The 18899-nt window shown below is 68.9% G+C and carries 18 protein-coding genes; 10 read left to right on the top strand and 8 right to left on the bottom strand.

Features of this window, described 5'->3' with window-relative positions:
* Positions 1-144: 144 nt before the first annotated feature.
* Positions 145-1677, top strand: coding sequence for an aldehyde dehydrogenase (NADP(+)) (locus HNP73_RS18165; RefSeq protein WP_246399943.1), 1533 nt, complete (start codon positions 145-147; stop codon positions 1675-1677).
* A gap of 52 nt (positions 1678-1729) precedes the next feature.
* Here HNP73_RS18165 and HNP73_RS18160 read toward each other — a convergent pair whose 3' ends face one another.
* A complete protein-coding gene (locus tag HNP73_RS18160; RefSeq protein WP_184153195.1) occupies positions 1730-2704 on the bottom strand; it encodes a DUF6454 family protein in 975 nt (324 codons plus the stop codon).
* Positions 2705-3126: 422 nt separating this feature from the next.
* On the opposite strand from HNP73_RS18160, the gene HNP73_RS18155 reads away from it, so the two are divergent.
* Positions 3127-4692 carry a BCCT family transporter gene (locus HNP73_RS18155; protein ID WP_184153193.1) on the top strand — a complete coding sequence of 522 codons (1566 nt, stop codon included), beginning with the start codon at positions 3127-3129 and terminating at the stop codon, positions 4690-4692.
* Positions 4693-4875: 183 nt separating this feature from the next.
* Here HNP73_RS18155 and HNP73_RS18150 read toward each other — a convergent pair whose 3' ends face one another.
* The 5 genes from HNP73_RS18150 to HNP73_RS18130 all read right to left on the bottom strand — a co-directional run bounded on the left by HNP73_RS18150 (position 4876) and on the right by HNP73_RS18130 (position 9999).
* A complete protein-coding gene (locus tag HNP73_RS18150) occupies positions 4876-6183 on the bottom strand; it encodes a branched-chain amino acid ABC transporter permease (RefSeq protein ID WP_184153191.1) in 1308 nt (435 codons plus the stop codon).
* Positions 6180-7190, bottom strand: coding sequence for a branched-chain amino acid ABC transporter permease (locus HNP73_RS18145; protein WP_184153188.1), 1011 nt, complete (start codon positions 7188-7190; stop codon positions 6180-6182). Before HNP73_RS18145 ends, HNP73_RS18150 begins: the two co-directional genes overlap by 4 nt.
* A gap of 105 nt (positions 7191-7295) precedes the next feature.
* Positions 7296-8000: an ABC transporter ATP-binding protein gene (locus HNP73_RS18140; RefSeq protein ID WP_184153184.1), complete on the bottom strand. Its 705-nt coding sequence runs from the start codon at positions 7998-8000 to the stop codon at positions 7296-7298.
* Positions 7997-8788: an ABC transporter ATP-binding protein gene (locus HNP73_RS18135; protein ID WP_184153181.1), complete on the bottom strand. Its 792-nt coding sequence runs from the start codon at positions 8786-8788 to the stop codon at positions 7997-7999. Before HNP73_RS18135 ends, HNP73_RS18140 begins: the two co-directional genes overlap by 4 nt.
* Positions 8789-8811: 23 nt before the next feature.
* Positions 8812-9999, bottom strand: coding sequence for an ABC transporter substrate-binding protein (locus tag HNP73_RS18130; RefSeq protein ID WP_184153177.1), 1188 nt, complete (start codon positions 9997-9999; stop codon positions 8812-8814).
* A 209-nt stretch (positions 10000-10208) separates the two neighbouring features.
* Between HNP73_RS18130 and HNP73_RS18125 the strand changes: the two genes are divergently transcribed.
* Positions 10209-10697, top strand: coding sequence for a hypothetical protein (locus tag HNP73_RS18125; RefSeq protein WP_184153175.1), 489 nt, complete (start codon positions 10209-10211; stop codon positions 10695-10697).
* Between the two features lie 82 nt (positions 10698-10779).
* On the opposite strand, the gene HNP73_RS18120 is transcribed toward HNP73_RS18125, so the two are convergent.
* Positions 10780-11859, bottom strand: coding sequence for an Mrp/NBP35 family ATP-binding protein (locus HNP73_RS18120; protein ID WP_184153172.1), 1080 nt, complete (start codon positions 11857-11859; stop codon positions 10780-10782).
* A 370-nt stretch (positions 11860-12229) separates the two neighbouring features.
* Here HNP73_RS18120 and HNP73_RS18115 point away from each other — a divergent pair, with 370 nt between their 5' ends.
* Together HNP73_RS18115 and HNP73_RS18110 are read left to right on the top strand one after the other, a co-directional pair.
* Positions 12230-12451 (top strand): YjiS-like domain-containing protein, encoded by a 222-nt coding sequence (locus HNP73_RS18115; protein WP_221288821.1) that lies wholly within the window; start codon positions 12230-12232, stop codon positions 12449-12451.
* An 81-nt stretch (positions 12452-12532) separates the two neighbouring features.
* Positions 12533-12736, top strand: a complete 204-nt coding sequence (locus HNP73_RS18110) for a DUF1127 domain-containing protein (RefSeq protein ID WP_184153169.1) — start codon at positions 12533-12535, stop codon at positions 12734-12736.
* A 123-nt stretch (positions 12737-12859) separates the two neighbouring features.
* Here HNP73_RS18110 and HNP73_RS18105 read toward each other — a convergent pair whose 3' ends face one another.
* Complete coding sequence (locus tag HNP73_RS18105; RefSeq protein WP_184153166.1) at positions 12860-13972, bottom strand: extracellular catalytic domain type 1 short-chain-length polyhydroxyalkanoate depolymerase; 1113 nt, start codon at positions 13970-13972, stop codon at positions 12860-12862.
* Between the two features lie 144 nt (positions 13973-14116).
* Here HNP73_RS18105 and HNP73_RS18100 point away from each other — a divergent pair, with 144 nt between their 5' ends.
* The 5 genes from HNP73_RS18100 to HNP73_RS18080 all read left to right on the top strand — a co-directional run bounded on the left by HNP73_RS18100 (position 14117) and on the right by HNP73_RS18080 (position 18853).
* Positions 14117-14593, top strand: coding sequence for an RbsD/FucU family protein (locus tag HNP73_RS18100; RefSeq protein ID WP_246399941.1), 477 nt, complete (start codon positions 14117-14119; stop codon positions 14591-14593).
* A gap of 3 nt (positions 14594-14596) precedes the next feature.
* Entirely contained in the window at positions 14597-15526 is a 930-nt protein-coding gene (gene rbsK, locus HNP73_RS18095) for a ribokinase (protein ID WP_184153163.1), read from the top strand.
* Positions 15527-15821: 295 nt separating this feature from the next.
* Positions 15822-17945, top strand: a complete 2124-nt coding sequence (gene ligA, locus HNP73_RS18090; RefSeq protein WP_184153160.1) for an NAD-dependent DNA ligase LigA — start codon at positions 15822-15824, stop codon at positions 17943-17945.
* Positions 17946-18058: 113 nt separating this feature from the next.
* Positions 18059-18310 carry a GlsB/YeaQ/YmgE family stress response membrane protein gene (locus HNP73_RS18085; RefSeq protein ID WP_184153157.1) on the top strand — a complete coding sequence of 84 codons (252 nt, stop codon included), beginning with the start codon at positions 18059-18061 and terminating at the stop codon, positions 18308-18310.
* A gap of 27 nt (positions 18311-18337) precedes the next feature.
* On the top strand, positions 18338-18853 hold the full coding sequence (locus HNP73_RS18080) for a YidB family protein (protein ID WP_184153154.1): 516 nt from the start codon (positions 18338-18340) through the stop codon (positions 18851-18853).
* Positions 18854-18899 lie beyond the last annotated feature (46 nt).

The following is an 18899-nucleotide window of genomic DNA, read 5'->3' as shown; positions in this document are numbered from 1 at the left end:
GCGGCTCGTCACGTCTATCTCCCGTCTGTCGCGCCGAGCTAAGGCCCGGCGGCGGCACGGGTCAAGCACCGGGCCGGTTCTCCTTGCGCCGCGAGCGAGAACCGGCAGAAGTGCAGGCGGATCAAGTTCAAGGGAGGTCGCAGCATGGCGACGAGCGAGATGACGGCGGTCTTCGCACCGCATGGCAAGCACCTGATCGCAGGCGAGTGGGTCGGAACGGAGCAGACCTTCCGCTCGGAGCCGGCGTCGGGGCCAGCGCACGACTTTTCCGTCGGGACGCCGGATCTGGTCGACCGGGCCTGCGAGGCGGCGGAAGCGGCATTCTGGTCCTACGGCTACACGACGCGGGAGGAACGCGCGGCGTTTCTCGAGGCGATTGCCGACGAGATCGAGGCGCGCGGCGCGGCGATCACCGAGATCGGCACGCAGGAGACCGGCCTGCCGGCGGCGCGGCTGGAGGGCGAGCGCGGGCGGACGACGGGGCAGCTTCGGCTTTTCGCGTTCCACATCCGCGAGGGCGAGTATCTCGACCGGCGCCACGACAAGGCGCTGCCCGATCGCAAGCCGCTGCCGCGGCCGGACATCCGCATGATGCAGCGGCCGGTCGGGCCGGTCGCGGTGTTCGGCGCGTCGAACTTCCCGCTGGCGTTCTCGACGGCGGGCGGTGACACGGCGGCGGCGCTGGCGGCGGGGTGCCCGGTGGTGGTGAAGGGGCATTCGGCCCATCCCGGCACCGGCGAGATCGTCGCGGAGGCGGTGCAGGCGGCGCGGGAGCGGCTCGGGCTGCATCCGGGCGTCTTCAGCCTCGTGCAGGGCGGCAACCGCAAGGTCGGCGAGGCGCTGGTGACGCATCCGCGCATCAAGGCGGTGGGCTTCACCGGCTCGCTCGGCGGCGGGCGCGCGCTCTTCGATCTCTGCGCGGCGCGGCCGGAGCCGATCCCGTTCTTTGGCGAGCTCGGTTCGGTCAACCCGATGTTCCTGCTGCCGGAGGCGGTCGCGGCGCGGGGCGACGCGATCGCCGAGGGCTGGGCCGGATCGCTCACCATGGGCGCGGGCCAGTTCTGCACCAATCCGGGCATCGCGGTGGTCCGCGCCGATCAGGCGCAGGGCTTCGCCGAGGCGACGAAGGCGGCGCTCGCCAAGGTGGGCACGCAGGTCATGCTGACCGACGGCATCGCGAAGGCCTACCGCGACGGCACGGCGCGGATCGCCGGCGGCACGGGCGTGCGGGAGCTTCTGACCACGACCTGCGACCAGCGGCAGGCGAGCCCGCAGCTTTTCATCGTGCAGGGCTCGGACTGGGTCGGCAATCACGCGCTCGCCGAGGAGGTCTTCGGGCCGCTCGGGCTCGTCGTCACGGTTGCGGACGAGGACGAGATGATCGCGGTCGCGAAGAGCTTCGAGGGGCAGCTGACCGCGACGCTCCACATGGACGCGGGCGACGCGGCCCTCGCGCGCCGGCTCCTGCCGGTGCTGGAGCGCAAGGCGGGCCGGGTGCTGGCGAACGGCTTCCCGACCGGCGTCGAGGTCTCGGACGCGATGGTCCACGGCGGGCCTTATCCGGCCTCGACGAACTTCGGCGCCACCTCGGTCGGGACGATGTCGATCCGCCGGTTCCTCCGGCCAGTCAGCTACCAGAACATCCCCGAGGGGGTGCTGCCCGACGACCTGAATTGACGGGCTGAATGGACGGGCGGGGCGGCCTGTGGGCTGCCCCGCCCCCCTGATGTCACTTCGCGGCGGGCGTCGCGTGGTAGTGATAGATGGTTGTCGCGTCGTCCTCGGGGGCAAACCAGCAGTCGACGCCGTTGTCCCCGGCTTCGCAGAACTGCGGGTTGTTGGTGATGACGAGATCGGGCCTCAGCCAGATCTTGACCGGAAGCTGGTGAACCGGGGCGTTGCGCTCAAGATCGACAAGATCGAGGCCGCCGACCGCCACTTGGTCCGCCTCCTCGGGGCCATACCTGGTGAGGCCACCGCAGAGCATCCGGGCCGGTCCGGCGTAGTGGCAATCCTGGTAGTCGATGTAGAAGCTCGGGTTCGCAACCGGCTCGGCCGAGGCGGACGCGGGCTTGCCATCGCTGCCGAGGTCCCAGGCGTAGAGGCGGCGCGAACCCCAGCTCACCGCGTGAAGCCGGTGGTTCTCGCGATCGAACGTCACGCCGCCGAGGTGATCGTTGAAGCGCAGGATCTCGGTGGCCTCAAGGGTCTCGGGGTTCACGCGGTAGATGATGGCGGAACTGTTCGGACGGTACTCGGCCACGGGGACGATGATCGAGGTCCCGTCGAAGTCGATGCCGCCGGGGTGATAGGCGTCGCCCTCGCCGAGCTCGACCTTGCCAAGAAGCTCACCCTTGGCCGAGAGCTTGAGCAGGAAGCCGGTGCCCTTGCCGGCTGAGCGGTCGAAACCGTCCTTCGGGGTGTCGTAGGGCGCCGGGCGCTCGGCGATGCGCACCGTCGAGATGAAGAAGGTGTCGCCGATCTTCAGCATACCCTGCGGGTGGTGGTCCTCGAAGTCGACCGGGATCTCGTCGCCGACCCGCTCCCAGGTGGCATTGTTGTCGAGGGCGGAAAAGGCGGTTGCGAGATCAGAGGCTCCCTCGTCGGCGATTGCGGGGTGCGCAAGGCCGAACGCGGCCGCCACGAGAATGGCGGCGAGCGACATCGGAGTGCGTGCGGGGCGATGCGGGAGCGGGGTATTCATGGGGGGACCTCAAGGCTTGGACTTCGGGACTGTCGCTGCCGCCGGGATGTGACAGTCGCTTGTTCGTTGCCGGTTGCCTGTCCCCTGCGGCTCGTATCACCGCCCGGGGCTCGCCGGCCGCGGCAAACTAGCTTGGTGTGGCCGAGGCCGAAGCGCAAGGCGCTGGAAAAACGACCCTGCCTGCCGGCCCGAGGGGTTTCGCCGCACGGTTCTACCGTTTCCGAAGCGAAAGTTCCCGCCCGGGTTCGTCCCGGCGAGCCGGGGAGCCCCCCGCAAGTGGCGAAGGCTTCGCTCAGCAACGCAAATGCGTCGCAAACACGCCCTGCGTGTGCGCCGAACGAGTGCACACTTCCCGATGTCAAAGTCTGACGTCACGTCACGGAGACTCTGAGCCAGGTGGCTCGCACACGGGGGGACTAACAATGCAAACTGGGAAGAGACCGTCCGGTCTCGAACCGGCGGTCTTTTGGCCATCGGTCGCGATCGCGGGCGGCTTCGTGCTCTGGGGCACGATCGGCTCGGAGAGCCTCGCCACCGTCGCCCACGCGGTGCTCGCGTTCATCATCGACGGGTTCGGCTGGTCGTTCGTCGTATCGACCGCGGTGTTCCTGGCCTTCTCGGTCTTTCTCGCGCTCAGCAGGTTCGGCCACATCAAGCTTGGCCACGACGATGACGAGCCGGAGTTCAGCACTGTCTCCTGGGTCTGCATGATGTTCAGCGTCGGGATGGGCATCGGCCTGATGTTCTGGGGCGTCGCCGAGCCGATCTCGCACTTCGGTGCGCCGCCGCACGGCCTGGCCGGGCCCCAGACCCGCGAGGCGGCGTTGCTCGCGATGCAGTATTCCTACTTCCACTGGGCGCTGCACCCGTGGGCGATCTACGCCGTCACCGGCCTCGCCATTGCCTATTTCAGCTACCGCAAGGACTTGCCGGTGCTGATCTCGAGCGCGTTCACCCCACTCCTCGGGGATCGCGTCAACGGCCCGATCGGCAAGGCGATCGACGTGCTCGCCATCATCGCCACGTTGTTCGGCACCGCCACCTCGCTCGGTCTCGGCGCGCAGCAGATCAACAGCGGTCTGAACTTCCTCTGGGGTACTGGCGAGTCGAACCTGATCGCTCTTCTCATCATCGCCGTGCTGACCGTGATGTTCATCCTGTCCGCGGTCTCGGGAGTGGGGAAGGGCATCCAGTATCTCGCCAACATCAACATGGTCCTGGCGGTTCTTCTGCTCCTCTTCCTGGTGATCGTCGGGCCGACGACGTTCATCCTGAACACGTTTCCGGAGGCGCTCGGCGACTACCTGAGCAACCTCGTGAGCATGTCGTTCAAGACGGCCGCGTTCAGTGATGGCGACTGGCTCGGCGGCTGGACGATCTTCTACTGGGCGTGGTGGGTGAGCTGGGCGCCGTTCGTCGGCGTCTTCATCGCCCGCATCTCGCGCGGCCGCACGATCCGCGAGTTCGTGACCGGCGTGCTGCTGATCCCGAGCGTGGTCACCTTCATCTGGTTCACCATCATGGGAGGCTCCGCGCTCCACTCAGAGCTCGCGGGGCCCGGAGGGCTGGTCGAGGCGGTGAAGGCGCAAGGCGAGGCGGTCTCACTCTTCGTGCTTCTCGACCAGTATCCGATGGCGACGCTCACCTGCTTCATCGCGATGTTCCTGGTGGCGATCTTCTTCGTCTCGGGCGCCGATGCCGGTTCGGTCGTGATGGGAATGCTCTCGGAGGGTGGCACGACACATCCGACCGCCCCGGTCGTCGTGCTCTGGGGCGTCCTCGCCGGGGCCTCGGCGTCAGTGCTGCTGGTCATGGGGGGCCTCGACGGGTTGCAGACGGCGGCGATCATCGCGGCCGCGCCGTTTCTCATCGTCATGGCGGGCCTCTGCATTGCCCTCTGGCACGCACTGATGGACGAACTCGAGTCCCGTGGCCTGCGCCGGACCGAGCGGTCCGGGTCCACCCCCGAGGTCGAGGCGGGCGAGTAGCCCACGGCCTGAGATGAGGGAAGGGGTGCGCAAGTTGCGCGCCCCTATCACATGTCTGATATTAAACGATAATACCGTTTGCGTTAGCCTGATCTCAACCAGTCTTAGTCCAGGTAGGCGGCAGAACTCGACGCCGCGCCCAAGCTCAGATCGTGACAGGCCCCGCCTCGCCGGCGGCTCCGGTCACCGCCGGGCCGTTCGTTCCGGGATGAGCCCCTGCGGGGCGAAGCGGAGGACGGTGAGGAGGATGAGGCCCATGAGGAGCAGGCGGATGTGGGGGGCGGCGGCGAGGAGTTTCTGTTGCCAGAAGCTGCCCGGGGTCATGCCGGTGGTGGCCGTCGCCATCGCCCAGCTGCCGAAGGGCTCGGCCATCACCCAGACGTACCAGATGAGAAAGCCGCCAAGCACCGAGCCCCAGTTGTTGCCCGAGCCGCCGACGATCACCATCACCCAGATCAGGAAGGTGTAGCGCAGCGGGTTGTAGGACGAGGGGGTGAACTGGCCGTCGAGGGTGACGAGCATGGCGCCCGCGATGCCGACGACGGCGGAGCCGAGAACGAAGATTTGCAGGTGGCGGCGGGTGACGTTCTTGCCCATCGCCTCCGCGGCGTCGCGGTTGTCGCGGATCGCCCGCATCATCCGGCCCCACGGGGAGCGCAGCGCCCGCTCGGCGAGCCAGAAGATCGCCACGAGCACGATGGCGAAGAGCGCGGAATAGGCGAGGCGCGCGACGATGGCGGCGGCGGTCTGGACGTCGCTGCCAAAGCGGACGGCGAGATCCTGCACCCAGGGCGCTGCCTGAAGCGTGCGCTCGTCAGGGATCGGGCGCGGCAGGCCGGTGACGTTCTTGACGCCGCGGGTCAGCCAGTTCTCGTTCTTCAGGACGGCGAGGATGATCTCGGCGATGCCGAGGGTGGCGATCGCGAGATAGTCCGAGCGCAGGCCGAGGGAGACCTTGCCGACGATGTAGGCGGCACCGGCGGCGAAGAGGCCGCCCACCGCCCAGGAGATCACGACCGGCAGGCCGAGGCCGCCGAGATAGCCGGCGGCGGCCGGGTCGATCGCCTCGATGGCGGCGGACGCCGGGTCGAGGAACGTGCGCATGACGAAGTAGCCGATGGCGATCACCGCGAGCATCACCGGCGCGCGCCAGTAGCCCGCGACGCGCTCGCGCGCGAAGAGCGCGGCGGCGAGGGTGAGGACGATCGCGAGGGCCGAGAGGCCGAGGTTCCAGCCGCCGGCACCGAGCGCGCCGGGGACGGGGGGCATGGAGACCAGAACGACCGCGACGCCGCCGAGCGCCGCGAAGCCCATGATGCCGGCGTTGAAGAGGCCGGCATAGCCCCACTGCATGTTGGCGCCGAGCGCCATGATGGCCGAGATCAGGCAGAGTTGCAGGATCGACAGCGCGACGACCCAGCCTTGCAGGAGGCCGACGCCGACGATGAGCGCGGTCATGACGGCATAGAGTGAGGCGACACGGCCGGTCATATGGTGCGCCCCCTGAAGATGCCTGTGGGCCGTATCAGCAGCACCACGACGAGGATGATGAAGGAGACCGCGAACTTGTAGTCGGTGCCGAGCATCTGCACGAGCCCTTCGGGGCGCCATGCCTCGGGGAGGAGGTAGGTGAGCACGCCCTTGTAGGCGTAGGTGACCATGACCTCGGAGTAGGCGACGACGAAGCCGCCGGCGACCGCGCCGAGCGGGTGGCCGATGCCGCCGACGATCGCCGCGGCGAAGATCGGCAGGAGCAGCTGGAAGTAGGTGAACGGCCGGAACGACTTGTCGAGGCCGTAGAGCGTGCCGGCGATGACCGCGAGGGCGGCGGCGAGGATCCAGGTGATGCGCACGACACGCTCCGGGCTGATGCCGGAGAGAAGGGCGAGATCCTCGTTGTCGGAGTAGGCGCGCATGGCCTTGCCGGTGCGGGTCTTCTGGAGGAACCAGAACACGAAGGCGACGGTAAGGATCATCACCACCACGGTGATGAGCTGCGAGGTGCGGATCGCGAGACCTTCGTCGAGGCCAGACCATTTCCGGAAGTCGCCGACCTTGACGACGAAGCGGGCGCCGTCCTCGAAGCGCTGGTCGTCGGTGCCGATCACGAAGCGGGTGAGCGCGTTGTAGACGAACATGACGCCGACGCTGGCGATGACGAAGATCACCGGCTCGGAGCGCTTGCTTCGATAGAAGCGGTAGACGGACGCGTCGGTCACGAGCGCGAGGACGATGGTGCCGAGGATGCCGATTGGCAGGGCGAGGAGTGCGGTCGGCAGCGGCCCGAGGCTGACCCCGAGGGACTGGAGGCCCCAGGTGACGAGCACGACCAGCATGGTGCCGAAGGCCATCATGTCGCCGTGGGCGAAGTTCGAGAAGCGCAGGACCGCGTAGATCAGCGTCACGCCGAGGGCACCGAGGGCGAGCTGGGCGCCGTAGGCGGTGGCCGGGATCATGACGAAGTTGAGAAAGAGGACGAGGGCGTTCAGGACGTCCATGCGCGGGCGCCTCCGGTTCGGGCCGGGATGCGACCGTTTTTCATGCGCGCCGGGTTCGGCCCATCCGGCCGCCTGCGGCGGGCGTCCTCTGTTCGATGCATTGCGTCAGCCCCCGAGGAAGGTGCGGCGGACCTCCGGGTCGGCGAGAAGCGCCTCCCCGGTGTCGGTGAAGCGGTTCCTGCCCTGCACGAGGACGTAGCCGCGATCGGCGATGGCGAGGGCCTGGCGCGCGTTCTGCTCGACCATGAGGATGGCGATGCCGGTGGCGGCGACCTCGAGGATCTTGTCGAAGAGTTCGTCCATGACGATGGGCGAGACGCCGGCGGTCGGCTCGTCGAGCATGAGGAGCGAGGGCTTCGTCATCAGCGCGCGGCCGACGGCGACCTGCTGGCGCTGGCCGCCGGAGAGCTCGCCCGCCGGTTGGCGGCGCTTCTGGCGCAGGATCGGGAAGAGGCTGAACACCTGCTCCATGGTGTCGTGGAAGTCGTCGTCCCGGATGAAGGCGCCCATTTCGAGGTTTTCCTCGACGGACATCGAGACGAAGACGTTCCGGACCTGCGGCACGAAGCCCATGCCGGCGCGGACGCGTTCCTGCGGCGAGAGGGTGGTGATGTTGGTGCCGTCGAGGCTGACGTGGCCGGCGCGGAGCGGCAGCATGCCGAAGACCGCCTTCATGGCGGTGGACTTGCCCGCGCCGTTCGGGCCGACGATGACGGCGATCTCGCCCCGGTCGACGGCGAGGGTGCAGGCGTGCAGGATGTCGGCGGCACCGTAGCCGCCGGTCATCGCATCGGCTGTGAGGAAGGTCATGCGGGCCCCATGGCGCTGGCCTTGCGGTTCTTGAGGCCGCGGCCGAGGTAAGCCTCGATCACCGCCTCGTTCTTCATCACCTCGGCCGGGTGGCCGACGGTCAGGACCTTCCCCTCGGCCATCACGATCACCGGGTCGCAGAGGCGGCCGATGAAGTCCATGTCGTGCTCGACCATGCAGAAGGTGTAACCGCGCTCGCGGTTGAGGCGCAGGATCGCGTCGCCGATGGTGTTGAGCAGCGTCCGGTTCACGCCGGCGCCGACCTCGTCGAGGAAGACGATCTTCGCGTCGACCATCATGGTGCGGCCGAGTTCGAGGAGCTTCTTCTGGCCGCCGGAGAGGTTGCCGGCGAGTTCGTCGGCGACGTGGGGGATTTCAAGGAAGTCGATCACCTCGTCGGCGCGGGCACGGACTTCGGCCTCGCGGGCGCGGACGCGGCCGGGCTTGAACCATGCGTCCCAGAGGACTTCGCCGGGTTGTTCGGCGGGGACCATCATCAGGTTCTCGCGCACGGTGAGCGAGGCGAATTCGTGGGCGATCTGGAAGGTGCGCAGCAGGCCCTTGTGGAAGAGCGCGTGCGGCGAGAGGCCGGTCACGTCCTCGCCGTCGAGCCAGACCTTGCCCGAGGTCGGCCGGTAGAGCCCGGCGATGACGTTGAAGAGCGTCGACTTGCCGGCGCCGTTCGGTCCGATCAGGCCGGTGATCGAGCCCTTGGCAATGTTGACGGAGGCACCATCGACGGCACGAATGCCGCCGAAGTGCAGGTGCAGGTCCTCGACCCGGATCATGGTGCCTCCGCTCGTCGCAGGGATCAGCGGTAGCCGATCGTCTCGGCCTTGTCGTCCTTGATCTCGTAGACGCGGTAGGAGCCACGCGCCTCGCCGGGACCGACGAACTCGACGCCGGTGGCGCCTTCGTAGTCGATGTCGGTACCGGCGGCGGCCAGTTCGATGCCCTTGGCGAGTTCGCCAGCATAGATCTTTTCGCCGGGCTCGTTCGCCACGTCCATCATCTTGTCGCGGATGCCGGTGCGGTCGGCACTGCCCGAGGCGGCGATCGAAAGCGCGATGAGCGCGCCCGCGTCATAGCTCTCCGGCACGTAGGTGCCGGTCGGGTCCATGCCGTTCTCCTTGGCGTAGGCGGCGAACTTGTCGGCGGCCTCGCCCTCGACGCCCGGGAGCGTGCCCCAGACCTTGCCATTGATGTCGTCGCCGATCTTGTCGATCAGGCTCTGGCCGTACATGCCGTCGGCGAAGACGAAGCTCTCGAAGGCGCCGGTGTCGAGGGAGGCCTGCACAACGCCGACGCCGCCCTGGTCGACGTAGCCGAAGACCATGAGGGTATCCGCGCCCGCTGCCTGGAGCGCCGCGACCTCGGAGGAGTAGTCGGCCTTGCCGTCCTCGTGGGGGGCGGAGATCAGCACCTTGCCGCCGGCCTTCTCGAAGGCGGCGCCGAAGCTGTCGGCGAGACCCTTGCCATAGTCGTTGTTGGTGAAGGTGACGGCGACTTCCTTGATGCCCTTCTCCATGGCGATGGCGGCGAGGATTTCGCCCTGGCGCGCATCGGAGGGAGCGGTGCGGAAGAAGTAGCCGTCGTCCTCGATCGTGCTGAGGGCGGGCGAGGTGGCGGACGGCGAGATCATGACGACGCCGGCCGGGATCGCCACGTTGTTCGCGATCGCCGTGGTGACGCCCGAGCAGTCGGCGCCGACGATGGCCGCGACCTTCTGGGTGTTCACCTGCTGCTGCGCCGCGGTGGTGGCAGCGGCGGCGTCGATGCAGGTTGAGTCCGAACGGGTCGGCGCGAGCGTGATGCCGCCCGGGAGCTTGCCGGAGTCCGAAGCCTCCTTGAGGGCCAGCTCGGCGCTCGCCGCCATGCCCGGCGTGATCGACTCGAGCGGTCCGGTGAAGCCGAGGATGATGCCGATGTTGGTGGGCTCGGCAACGGCCGCGGATGCGAGGCCGGCGCAGGCCGCGGTGGCCAGCAGGATACGTCTCATGGAAGGCTCCCTGTTCTTCCCCTGGTGCTCCCCGGCCTGCGGCCAGTGGAGTCCGTGATGTTCACCATAACTTTTCATGAACTGTCGGCAAGCGGATGGGTTATGTCTGTGAGACCGGCGGCAGAAATGAGAAAAAAGTCTCAATTCCCGACGGGTGCGCGCTTTCGCGGGCGAAAGGCGGCAGGATGCCGCGAACGGAGGGTTGAGACATGGCATTGAAGGACAACTTCACGCCGGAGGAATGGGCGCAGGTGGTGGCGGCTCCGATGGTTGCGGGCATCGCCGTGACCGCGGCTGACCCGCGCGGGCTTATCGGCGCGCTCAAGGAGAGCTTCGCCGTGGCGGGCGCGGTGCAGCGGGCGAAGGGTGGGGATGCCGCGCCGCTTCTCCACGAGATCGCGGCTGCCTACGACAGCTCCGAGGGCCGGGACAAGGCGAAGGAGGTCCTGAAGGAGCAGGCGAAGGGCAAGAAGCCGGCGGAGATCGTCGACTCCGCGCTCGCCGAGCTGACCGCGGCGGCGGGAATCGTGGCGGCGAAGGCGCCGGATGCCGCCCCGGCGTTTCGCGACTGGCTGAAGGCGATCGCCGGCAAGGTGGCCGAGGCAGGGACCGAGGGCGGATTCCTCGGTTTCGGCGGCGAGAAGGTGAGCGCGGCGGAGAAGGCGACGCTTGAGCGGATCGACACGGCGCTGGCCTGAGGGCAGCGGCCGCGAGACGGGCCGCCGGTGATCCCGGCGGCCCGAAGGTCCGCAGGAAGGCCCGGGCGCTGATCGCGCGACGTCAGACGATGCCGCCGTCGATCAACCGGCGAGCGATCCCCGCGAAAGCCCGCGCCTCCGGACTGTCCGGGTGAGTGACCGTGACCGGGGCGCCGCTGTCGCCGGCAACGCGGACCTTCAGATCGAGGGGGATTTCTCCGAGGAAGGGGATGCCGATCTTCTCCGCCTCGGCCCGCGCGCCGCCGTGGCCGAAGATGTGCGCCTCATGGCCGCAGTTCGGGCAGATGTAGGCGGACATGTTCTCGACCATGCCGAGGACCGGCACCTTGAGCTTGTCGAACATGTCGAGGGCCTTGCGCACGTCAAGGAGCGCCACGTCCTGTGGCGTCGACACGACCACGGCGCCGGTCAGCGGGTAGCGCTGCGAGAGGGTGAGCTGCACGTCGCCGGTGCCGGGCGGCAGGTCGACGATGAGGGTGTCGAGCTCGCCCCATGCCACCTGACCCATCATCTGCTGCAGCGCGCCCATGAGCATCGGCCCGCGCCAGACAACCGCCTCGCCCTCCTTCAGCATCAGCCCGATCGACATGAGCGTGACGCCGTGGGCGTGCAGCGGGATAATGGTCTTGCCGTCCGGCGACTTTGGCCGCTCGGAGACGCCCATCATCCGCGGCTGGGAGGGGCCGTAGATGTCGGCGTCGAGGAGCCCGGTGCGCTTGCCGGCCCGGGCGAGGGCGACGGCGAGATTGGCCGCCAGCGTCGACTTGCCGACGCCGCCCTTGCCGGACGCGACGGCGATGATGGTGCGCACGCCCGGGACGGGTTCGGGCCCGGCCTGCGGCGTCGGGTGGCGGCCGAGCTTGAGGTCGGGCGGCGGCGCGGCCTTTGCCGCCGGGCCGTGGGCAGTCAGGAGCACGGAGACGCCGGCGACGCCGGGCAACGCCGCGACGGCGGCCTCGGCCTCGGCGCGGGTCGGCTCCAGCCGGGCGCCGATCGCGGGATCCACTTCGAGGATGAAGCGCACCCGGTCGCCGTCGACGGCGACCGCGCGCACGATGTCCGCGTCCACCACGCTGCCGGTGGTTCCGGGCATCGGCACGCGACTGAGTGCGGAAAGGACGTCGTCTCGGGTCACGGTCATCGCAAGCTCGCCTCGGGTTCAGGGACGCCGGCCGCCCCCCGCCTAGATCGGCCACTCGTCGCGGAGAGGCAAGTGGTGCCCGAGTCGCACCTTGGCCAGGCCTCGGGTTGGTCGGGGCCAAATGTTGCTCCATGCGCGATTGTGAGTGCTGCATTCATGCATCGCAACATACATCGCGGCGCCGTGAGCCAAGTGGCATATGCCTGTGGATAAACGATAATAATTGATTTATGACAGTTTGTTAAGAGCCATGCATGAGGGGCATGGCCGGTTTCGCGCGTTGGGCATTGCTTCGCATCAGCAAGCGTTTATCTTGCGATGCAGCAAGAGTGGAAACGCTCATATCGAACGAAAGCGAAAGGAAGCGGACATGATGGCTTCGAGCCTCGCGACGTCCGGCTCCGGTCATACCGTCGCCGGCGAGCATTCCGAGGGTCTCCTCGGGAAGATCACCCGGGCCTGGAACAACTTCCGGACCTATCACGCCACCCTCGCGGAGCTGACGGCGCTCACGGATCGCCAGCTCGGCGATCTCGGCCTCGGCCGCGGAGGCATCCGCGCGATCGCGCACCGCGCGGTCTACGGCAACTGAAATGAAGGGTGCTCTTCGGGGCGCCGACACCGAACGACGGCGTTCATCGGAGCGCCACTGAGCATCTGAAAGGACTTCACCATGGCCACCAACGCCATTCACGCCGAATTCGGCACCCCCCGTCCCGGTCTCTTCGCCCGCCTCAGCGGTGCGATCTCCGACTATCGCCTCTATCGCCGCACGCTCGCGGAACTCGAGGGGCTGTCGAACCGTGATCTGCGCGATCTCGGGATCTCGCGCTTCGCCGTGCGGCAGGTCGCCTACGACTCGGTTTACGGCAACTGATCCCGGAGTAACACCGGGTTGGTTCGAGGGATGAGGCCGGGCGAAAGCCCGGCCTCTTTTCGTTTCCGGATCATGCCGTCCCGTGCGGAGACCGGCCCGTCATGGACCGGCCCCCGCGAGAGGTCAGGCGGCTTCGAGGAAGAAGCGCAGCATCTCGGCCGAGGCGTCGGGGCCGGCCGCGTCGGTGAAGCTGCCATCGCGGTTGCCGCCGGACCATGCGTGGCCAGTGCCCTCGATCATCCAGAGTTCGGCCGCCGCCGTGCCGTCGGGGCGCCGTGCGACCGAGCGGCCGACGGTGCGTTCGCCGATCGGGGCGTGGGACTCGCGCGAGGGGCGCACGTCGGCCAGCGCGCAGGCGCGCGCCATTACCCGGTCGGCATTCATCGGGTGGACCACGTGATCGGTCGTGCCCTGGAAGACGATGACGCGCGGCGAGCGGCTCGCGGGCATCAGCGGCCGGGCGGCGGCGGGTGCGCCGCGCATGGCCGCAAGGGCCGAGCGGCCGTCATGCGCCGTGCCGCAGGCGAGCCCGGAGTGCACGCCGACGGCGGCGAAGGCTTCGGGGTAGGCCTCGCCGAGCACGGCCGCCATGGACCCGCCGGCGGAAAGGCCGGCGACGAAGGTCCGCGCGCGCGGCACGCGGAACTCGGTGCGGAGCTCCTTGGCGAGACTGGCGAGGATCGCGGGCTCGCCGGCGCCGCGATGCTGATGCTCGGGGTCGAACCAGTTCCAGCAGCTGCGGGCGTTGTCGGTCGGGGCCTGTTCCGGCCAGGCCACGACGAGGCCGTGCTCGGCGGCGAGGGCGTTGATGCCGGTGCCGAGGGCGAAGTCCTCGGGTGTCTGGAGGCAGCCGTGCAGCATCAGGAGAAGCCCGGCCGGCTTCTGCGGCGGCACGAACAGGCGGTAGTCGCGGCGTCCGGCGGCGCACTCGAAGCTGCGGGGATCGAGGTCGGGAAGCTCGGGCCGCGGCAGCGCCGCGGGGTCGGGCGCGCGCCGGGCGGCGAGATCTGCGACGGCCTGGCCGAGTCGCTGGCGACGGCGCAGGGGCCGATCTGATGCGGGCCGATCTGTTGCGGGCCGATTTGATGCGGGCCGGTCGGATGCGGGCCGGTCGGGTGCGGCCGGCTTTGCGGCGCCCCCGAACGCGGCACGCAAGCTCCGCGCAGCGGTGGAAATGTCGAGGTGCCGCACTGCGCCCATCTTCCGGCGCAGCGAGGCGACGAGATCGTATCCCATGACTGCCCATCCTTTTTTCTTGTGCTGCCCGCGTACATGGCGGCTATTGTGCGGTGCAGCAAGGACGTCGCGCAGGTGTGAAGGGTGGACGGCGGGAAGCCGCGTGCTAAGGATCCGCCACGAAGCCGGCCACATGAGCCGGCCATGCGAGACCATCGGGAGGATGACGAAATGCTGAAGGGGATCGACCCGATCCTGAACGCCGAGGTGCTGGGCACGCTGCGGGCCATGGGCCACGGTGACGACCTGATCCTCTGCGACATGAACTTTCCGGCGCAGGCGGTGGCGCAGCAGACCGGCCTCGGGCGGCTGCTCCGCATCGACGCGCCGATGCAGCGCGTCGCGCGGGGCGTGCTCTCGGTCTATCCGGTCGACACCTTCGTGGACGACGCGGCCGCGCGCATGGAGGTGGGCGGCGCGCCGGACGAGATCCCCGACGTGCAGCGCGAGGTGCAGGCCGAGCTTGACGCCGCCGAGGGCCGGAGCTGGCCGCTGATGCCGATCGAGCGCTTCGCGTTCTACGAGCGGGCGAAGCGGGCGTATGCGGTGATCCAGACCGGCGAGCGCCGTTTCTGGGGCTGCATCGCCCTGCGCAAGGGTGTCCTGCCACCGGAGGCGTGAGCCATGCCGAAGCCGAACTCGGTTGTCATCCTCGGCGTTTTCGTCGCCGATACCTCGTATCGTGCCGAGCGCCTGCCGAAGATCGGCGAGACGCTCCTCGGCCGGAGCTTCGTCCTCGGGCCGGGCGGCAAGGGGTCGAATCAGGCGGTGGCCGCAGGCCGCCTCGGGGCGGACGTGAGCTTCATCACCCGGCTGGGGGCGGATGCCTTCGGCGACATGGCGCTCGTCACGTGGGCGGAGGCAGGCGTCAAGCCGGCGGTCAGGCGTGACCCGGAGAGCTATACCGGGGCGGCGTGCATCTTCATCGAGGACGGCACCGGCGATAACGCGATCATCATTTCGCCGGGTGCCGCGGCGGAGATCGTGCCGGAGGACCTCGATGCCGAGGCCGGGCTGATCAGCGACGCGGCGGTCTTCGTGACGCAGCTTGAGCAGCCGCTCGCCGCCGCGGTGCGCGGCCTCGAGATTGCCCGGGCGAACGGCGTCACGACGATCCTGAATCCGGCACCGGCGCAACCGCTCGACGATGCCGTGCTGAAGCTCTGCGACTATCTGACGCCGAACGAGACGGAAATCGGCCAGCTGACCGGCATCGAGGTGACCGACCTCGACAGTGTCCGGGCGGCGGCGGACCAGCTGCTGGCCCGGGGCGTCGGTGCGGTGGTCGTCACGCTCGGTGAGAAGGGTGCGCTGCTGCACGGCCACGGACGCTCGGTGGTGGTGCCCGCCGTGGCGGCCGGGGCACTCGTGGAGACGACCGGCGCCGGGGACGCCTTCAACGGGGGATTCGCGACTGCTCTCGCCCGGGGGGAGGATGCAAACGTCGCGGTCCGCTATGGTTGCGCCGCGGCCGGAATCTCGGTCACGCGCGCGGGAGCGGCCCGCTCGATGCCGACCCGAGCCGAGGTGGAAGCGATCCTCGCGTCGCTGTGAAGCGACCCGTTTCCGACTGAAATCGTTGGTGAATCTTCGCCATGAGCGGATAATTGCCCGGCGGATGGGCGTTTGCAACTTGCGGCCGGGATGCACGTTGCGCTACGGAGAGCCCATAAGCCGCTGTAGTTCTTGGTTGGATTCCTCCCCAGCACGAGTACCTGGTAGATGCGGCGTGGGAAGGGCGGCTCCGGTGCCCTTCCCACTTTTCCCAAAGGCCGCCGCGGCGGCGCCCCCGGGTTGCCCCGGTAGCGCGGGCTGAGGTAACTCTCGGCGGCCCTTCCCGGAGGCCAAGATGGCGACCACTCTCCGACCCGTTGAAGACCTGAGCCCGGAGGAGGCGCGCGACGAACTCGCGGCGCTGGCCGCCGAGATGGCGCGGGCGAATCTCGCGTATCATCGCGACGACGCGCCGGAGATCAGCGATGCGGACTACGATGCGCTGAAGCTGCGGAACGCGGCGATCGAGGCGATGTTCCCCGAACTGAAGCGGTCCGACAGTCCCTCCGAGCAGGTGGGTGCCGCGCCGTCCGAGGCGTTCGCCAAGGTGCGGCACGCGAAGCCGATGCTGAGCCTCGAGAACGCCTTCGACGATGCCGAGGTGGTGGAGTTCGTCGAGCGTGTCCGGCGGTTCCTGAACCTCGCGCCCGACGCGCCGCTCGCTTTCACGGCGGAGCCGAAGATCGACGGGCTGTCGCTGTCGCTGCGCTACGAGGACGGGGTGCTGGTCACCGCGGCGACGCGCGGTGATGGCGAGGTGGGCGAGAACGTCACCGCCAATGCCCGCACCATCGCCGACATTCCCGACCGGCTCGATGGCGCGCCGGGGGTGATCGAGGTGCGTGGCGAGGTCTACATGAGCCATGCCGACTTCGAGGCGCTGAACCTGCGCCAGGCGGAGACCTCGGGGCGGACCTTCGCCAATCCGCGCAATGCCGCCGCCGGCTCGCTGCGGCAGCTTGATCCGAAGATCACCGCGGCGCGGCCCCTGCGCTTCTTTGCCTACGCCTGGGGCGAGTTGTCGGCGCCGCTCGCCGACACCCAGGACGGCGCGATCGCGCGGCTTCACGCGCTCGGCTTCGCCACCAACCCGCTGATGCGGCGGTGCGAGAGCGTGGACGAGATGCTCGGTCAGTATCGCCTGATCGAGGGGCAGCGCGCGACGCTCGGCTATGACATCGACGGCGTGGTCTACAAGGTGGACCGGCTCGACCTGCAGGCGCGGCTCGGCTTCCGCTCCACGACGCCGCGCTGGGCGCTGGCGCACAAGTTCTCCGCCGAGCGGGCGACGACGGAACTGGAGGCGATCGACATTCAGGTGGGACGCACCGGCGCGCTGTCGCCGGTGGCGCGGCTGCTGCCGGTGACGGTGGGCGGCGTCGTGGTGCGCAATGCCACGCTGCACAATGCCGACTACATCGCCGGGCGGGACTCGAAGGGCAACCCGATCCGCGAGGGGCGCGACATCCGGGTCGGCGACTGGGTGACGATCTACCGCGCGGGCGACGTGATCCCGAAGGTCGAGGATGTGGACCTCGCGCGCCGGCCGGCGGGGTCGGAGCCGTACCGGTTCCCGACCGCCTGCCCGGTCTGCGGCTCGGACGTGGTGCGCGAGGAGGGCGAGGCGGTCAGCTATTGCACCGGCGCGCTGGTCTGTCCGGCGCAGCAGGTGGAGAAGCTGAAGCATTTCGTCAGCCGCGGCGCCTTCGACATCGAGGGGCTGGGGGCGAAGGCCGTCGAGGCGCTGTTCGTCGACGGCTGGATCCGCGAGCCGGCGGAGATCTTCACGCTCGCGGCGCGGCACGGGCCGGGCGGCGTGACGCAGATGAAGAACCGCGAGGGCTGGGGCGAGCGCTCGGCGGAGAACCTGTTCCGGGCGATCGACGAGCGGCGGAAGATCCCGCTCGACCGGCTGATCTTTTCGCTCGGCATCCGCCATGTGGGCGAGACGGCGGCGCGGATCGTGGCGCGGCACTACGGCTCATGGACGCGTTTCGCCGAGGCGATGACCGCGGCGCACGAGCACGCGGGGCCGGAGTGGGATGACCTGAACGCGGTGAACGGCGTCGGTGAGGTGCTCGCGGGCTCGCTCGTCGACTTCTTCCACGACGCGCGCAACCGCGCGGCGGTGGAGCGGCTGGTGGCGGAGCTCGAGGTCGGCGACGTGGCGGCACCCGCCGCGAGCGGCTCTCCGGTTGCGGGCAAAACCGTGGTCTTTACCGGAACGCTGGAAAAGCTGACCCGCGCCGAGGCGAAGGCGCGCGCCGAGGCGCTTGGCGCCAAGGTGGCGGGCTCGGTTTCGGCGAAGACCGACTACGTTGTCGCAGGCCCGGGCGCCGGCTCGAAGGAGAAGAAGGCCCGCGAACTCGGGCTCACGATCCTGACCGAGGACGAGTGGCTGGAGCTGATCGGCGGCTGACGGATCCGGCTGTCGCCACGATCGCCCGCGCTGCGGCAAGAAGCTCGTCCGTTTCACGGAACTGTGGGACTTCCCAAGCGTTTTCTGCGGTCAGCGAACGAGGAGGGCTCCGCGTGGGCATTATCTGGACGATCATCATCGGCTTCCTTGCAGGGGTCATTGCGAAGTTCATCATGCCGGGGTCGAACGAGCCGCAGGGGTTCATTCTGACCGCGATTCTCGGTATCGTCGGCGCCTTCGTCGCGACGTTTCTCGGTCAGGCCGTGGGGTGGTATGGTCCGAACGACGGCGCGGGTCTGATCGGCGCCGCGGTGGGCGCGATCATCGTGCTCGCCGTCTGGGGTTTCATCTCGAAGCGCGCCTGATCCATCAAACTCGAACGGGAGAACCAAATGGCTTCGAAAGGCATGCCGTCGCTGCTGGCGCTGCTCGGCCTCGTGGCCGTCGCCGGCTTTCAGAACCGCGACAAGATCCGTGACATGATCGGCGATGCCCGGGCGGGTGCGCCGGCGGGCGGCGCACCCGATCCCGCGGGGACCGTGACGGCCGACGCGGGTGCCGGTGGCGGTGGCGGGATCCTTGGTGACATCGGCAAGATGTTCGGCGGCGGCGATGACTCGGGGCGCAACCTGAAGGACGGGCTCGACTCGCTGATGGATCGCTTCCGCACCACCGGGCACGGCGAGAAGGCCGACTCGTGGGTGTCGAGCGGATCGAACACCGGCATCGAGGAGAACGAGCTCGAGACGGCGCTCGGCGGGGACACGCTCGACGAGCTGGCCCAGAAGACCGGGCTCTCGCGCGCCGAGATCCTGTCGCGCCTGAAGACCTCGCTGCCCGACGCGGTCAATCGCCTGACGCCGCAGGGCCGCGTGCCCTCGGAAGACGAGGCCCGCGAGATCATCTGAGCGGGCTTCCCGCGTCGAACGGAAGGGGCCGGCCACGCGGGGACGT

It is taken from the genome of Amaricoccus macauensis, from assembly GCF_014201905.1.
Classification (GTDB): Bacteria; Pseudomonadota; Alphaproteobacteria; order Rhodobacterales; family Rhodobacteraceae; genus Amaricoccus; species Amaricoccus macauensis.
This window is presented reverse-complemented; position numbering and strand designations above follow the sequence as displayed.

Coding starts and splice junctions, on each gene's coding strand:
- HNP73_RS18165 (WP_246399943.1), top strand. CDS start 145: ATGGCGACGAGCGAGATGACGGCGGTCTTCGCACCGCATGGCAAGCAC.
- HNP73_RS18160 (WP_184153195.1), bottom strand. CDS start 2,704: ATGAATACCCCGCTCCCGCATCGCCCCGCACGCACTCCGATGTCGCTC.
- HNP73_RS18155 (WP_184153193.1), top strand. CDS start 3,127: ATGCAAACTGGGAAGAGACCGTCCGGTCTCGAACCGGCGGTCTTTTGG.
- HNP73_RS18150 (WP_184153191.1), bottom strand. CDS start 6,183: ATGACCGGCCGTGTCGCCTCACTCTATGCCGTCATGACCGCGCTCATC.
- HNP73_RS18145 (WP_184153188.1), bottom strand. CDS start 7,190: ATGGACGTCCTGAACGCCCTCGTCCTCTTTCTCAACTTCGTCATGATC.
- HNP73_RS18140 (WP_184153184.1), bottom strand. CDS start 8,000: ATGACCTTCCTCACAGCCGATGCGATGACCGGCGGCTACGGTGCCGCC.
- HNP73_RS18135 (WP_184153181.1), bottom strand. CDS start 8,788: ATGATCCGGGTCGAGGACCTGCACCTGCACTTCGGCGGCATTCGTGCC.
- HNP73_RS18130 (WP_184153177.1), bottom strand. CDS start 9,999: ATGAGACGTATCCTGCTGGCCACCGCGGCCTGCGCCGGCCTCGCATCC.
- HNP73_RS18125 (WP_184153175.1), top strand. CDS start 10,209: ATGGCATTGAAGGACAACTTCACGCCGGAGGAATGGGCGCAGGTGGTG.
- HNP73_RS18120 (WP_184153172.1), bottom strand. CDS start 11,859: ATGACCGTGACCCGAGACGACGTCCTTTCCGCACTCAGTCGCGTGCCG.
- HNP73_RS18115 (WP_221288821.1), top strand. CDS start 12,230: ATGATGGCTTCGAGCCTCGCGACGTCCGGCTCCGGTCATACCGTCGCC.
- HNP73_RS18110 (WP_184153169.1), top strand. CDS start 12,533: ATGGCCACCAACGCCATTCACGCCGAATTCGGCACCCCCCGTCCCGGT.
- HNP73_RS18105 (WP_184153166.1), bottom strand. CDS start 13,972: ATGGGATACGATCTCGTCGCCTCGCTGCGCCGGAAGATGGGCGCAGTG.
- HNP73_RS18100 (WP_246399941.1), top strand. CDS start 14,117: ATGCGAGACCATCGGGAGGATGACGAAATGCTGAAGGGGATCGACCCG.
- rbsK (WP_184153163.1), top strand. CDS start 14,597: ATGCCGAAGCCGAACTCGGTTGTCATCCTCGGCGTTTTCGTCGCCGAT.
- ligA (WP_184153160.1), top strand. CDS start 15,822: ATGGCGACCACTCTCCGACCCGTTGAAGACCTGAGCCCGGAGGAGGCG.
- HNP73_RS18080 (WP_184153154.1), top strand. CDS start 18,338: ATGGCTTCGAAAGGCATGCCGTCGCTGCTGGCGCTGCTCGGCCTCGTG.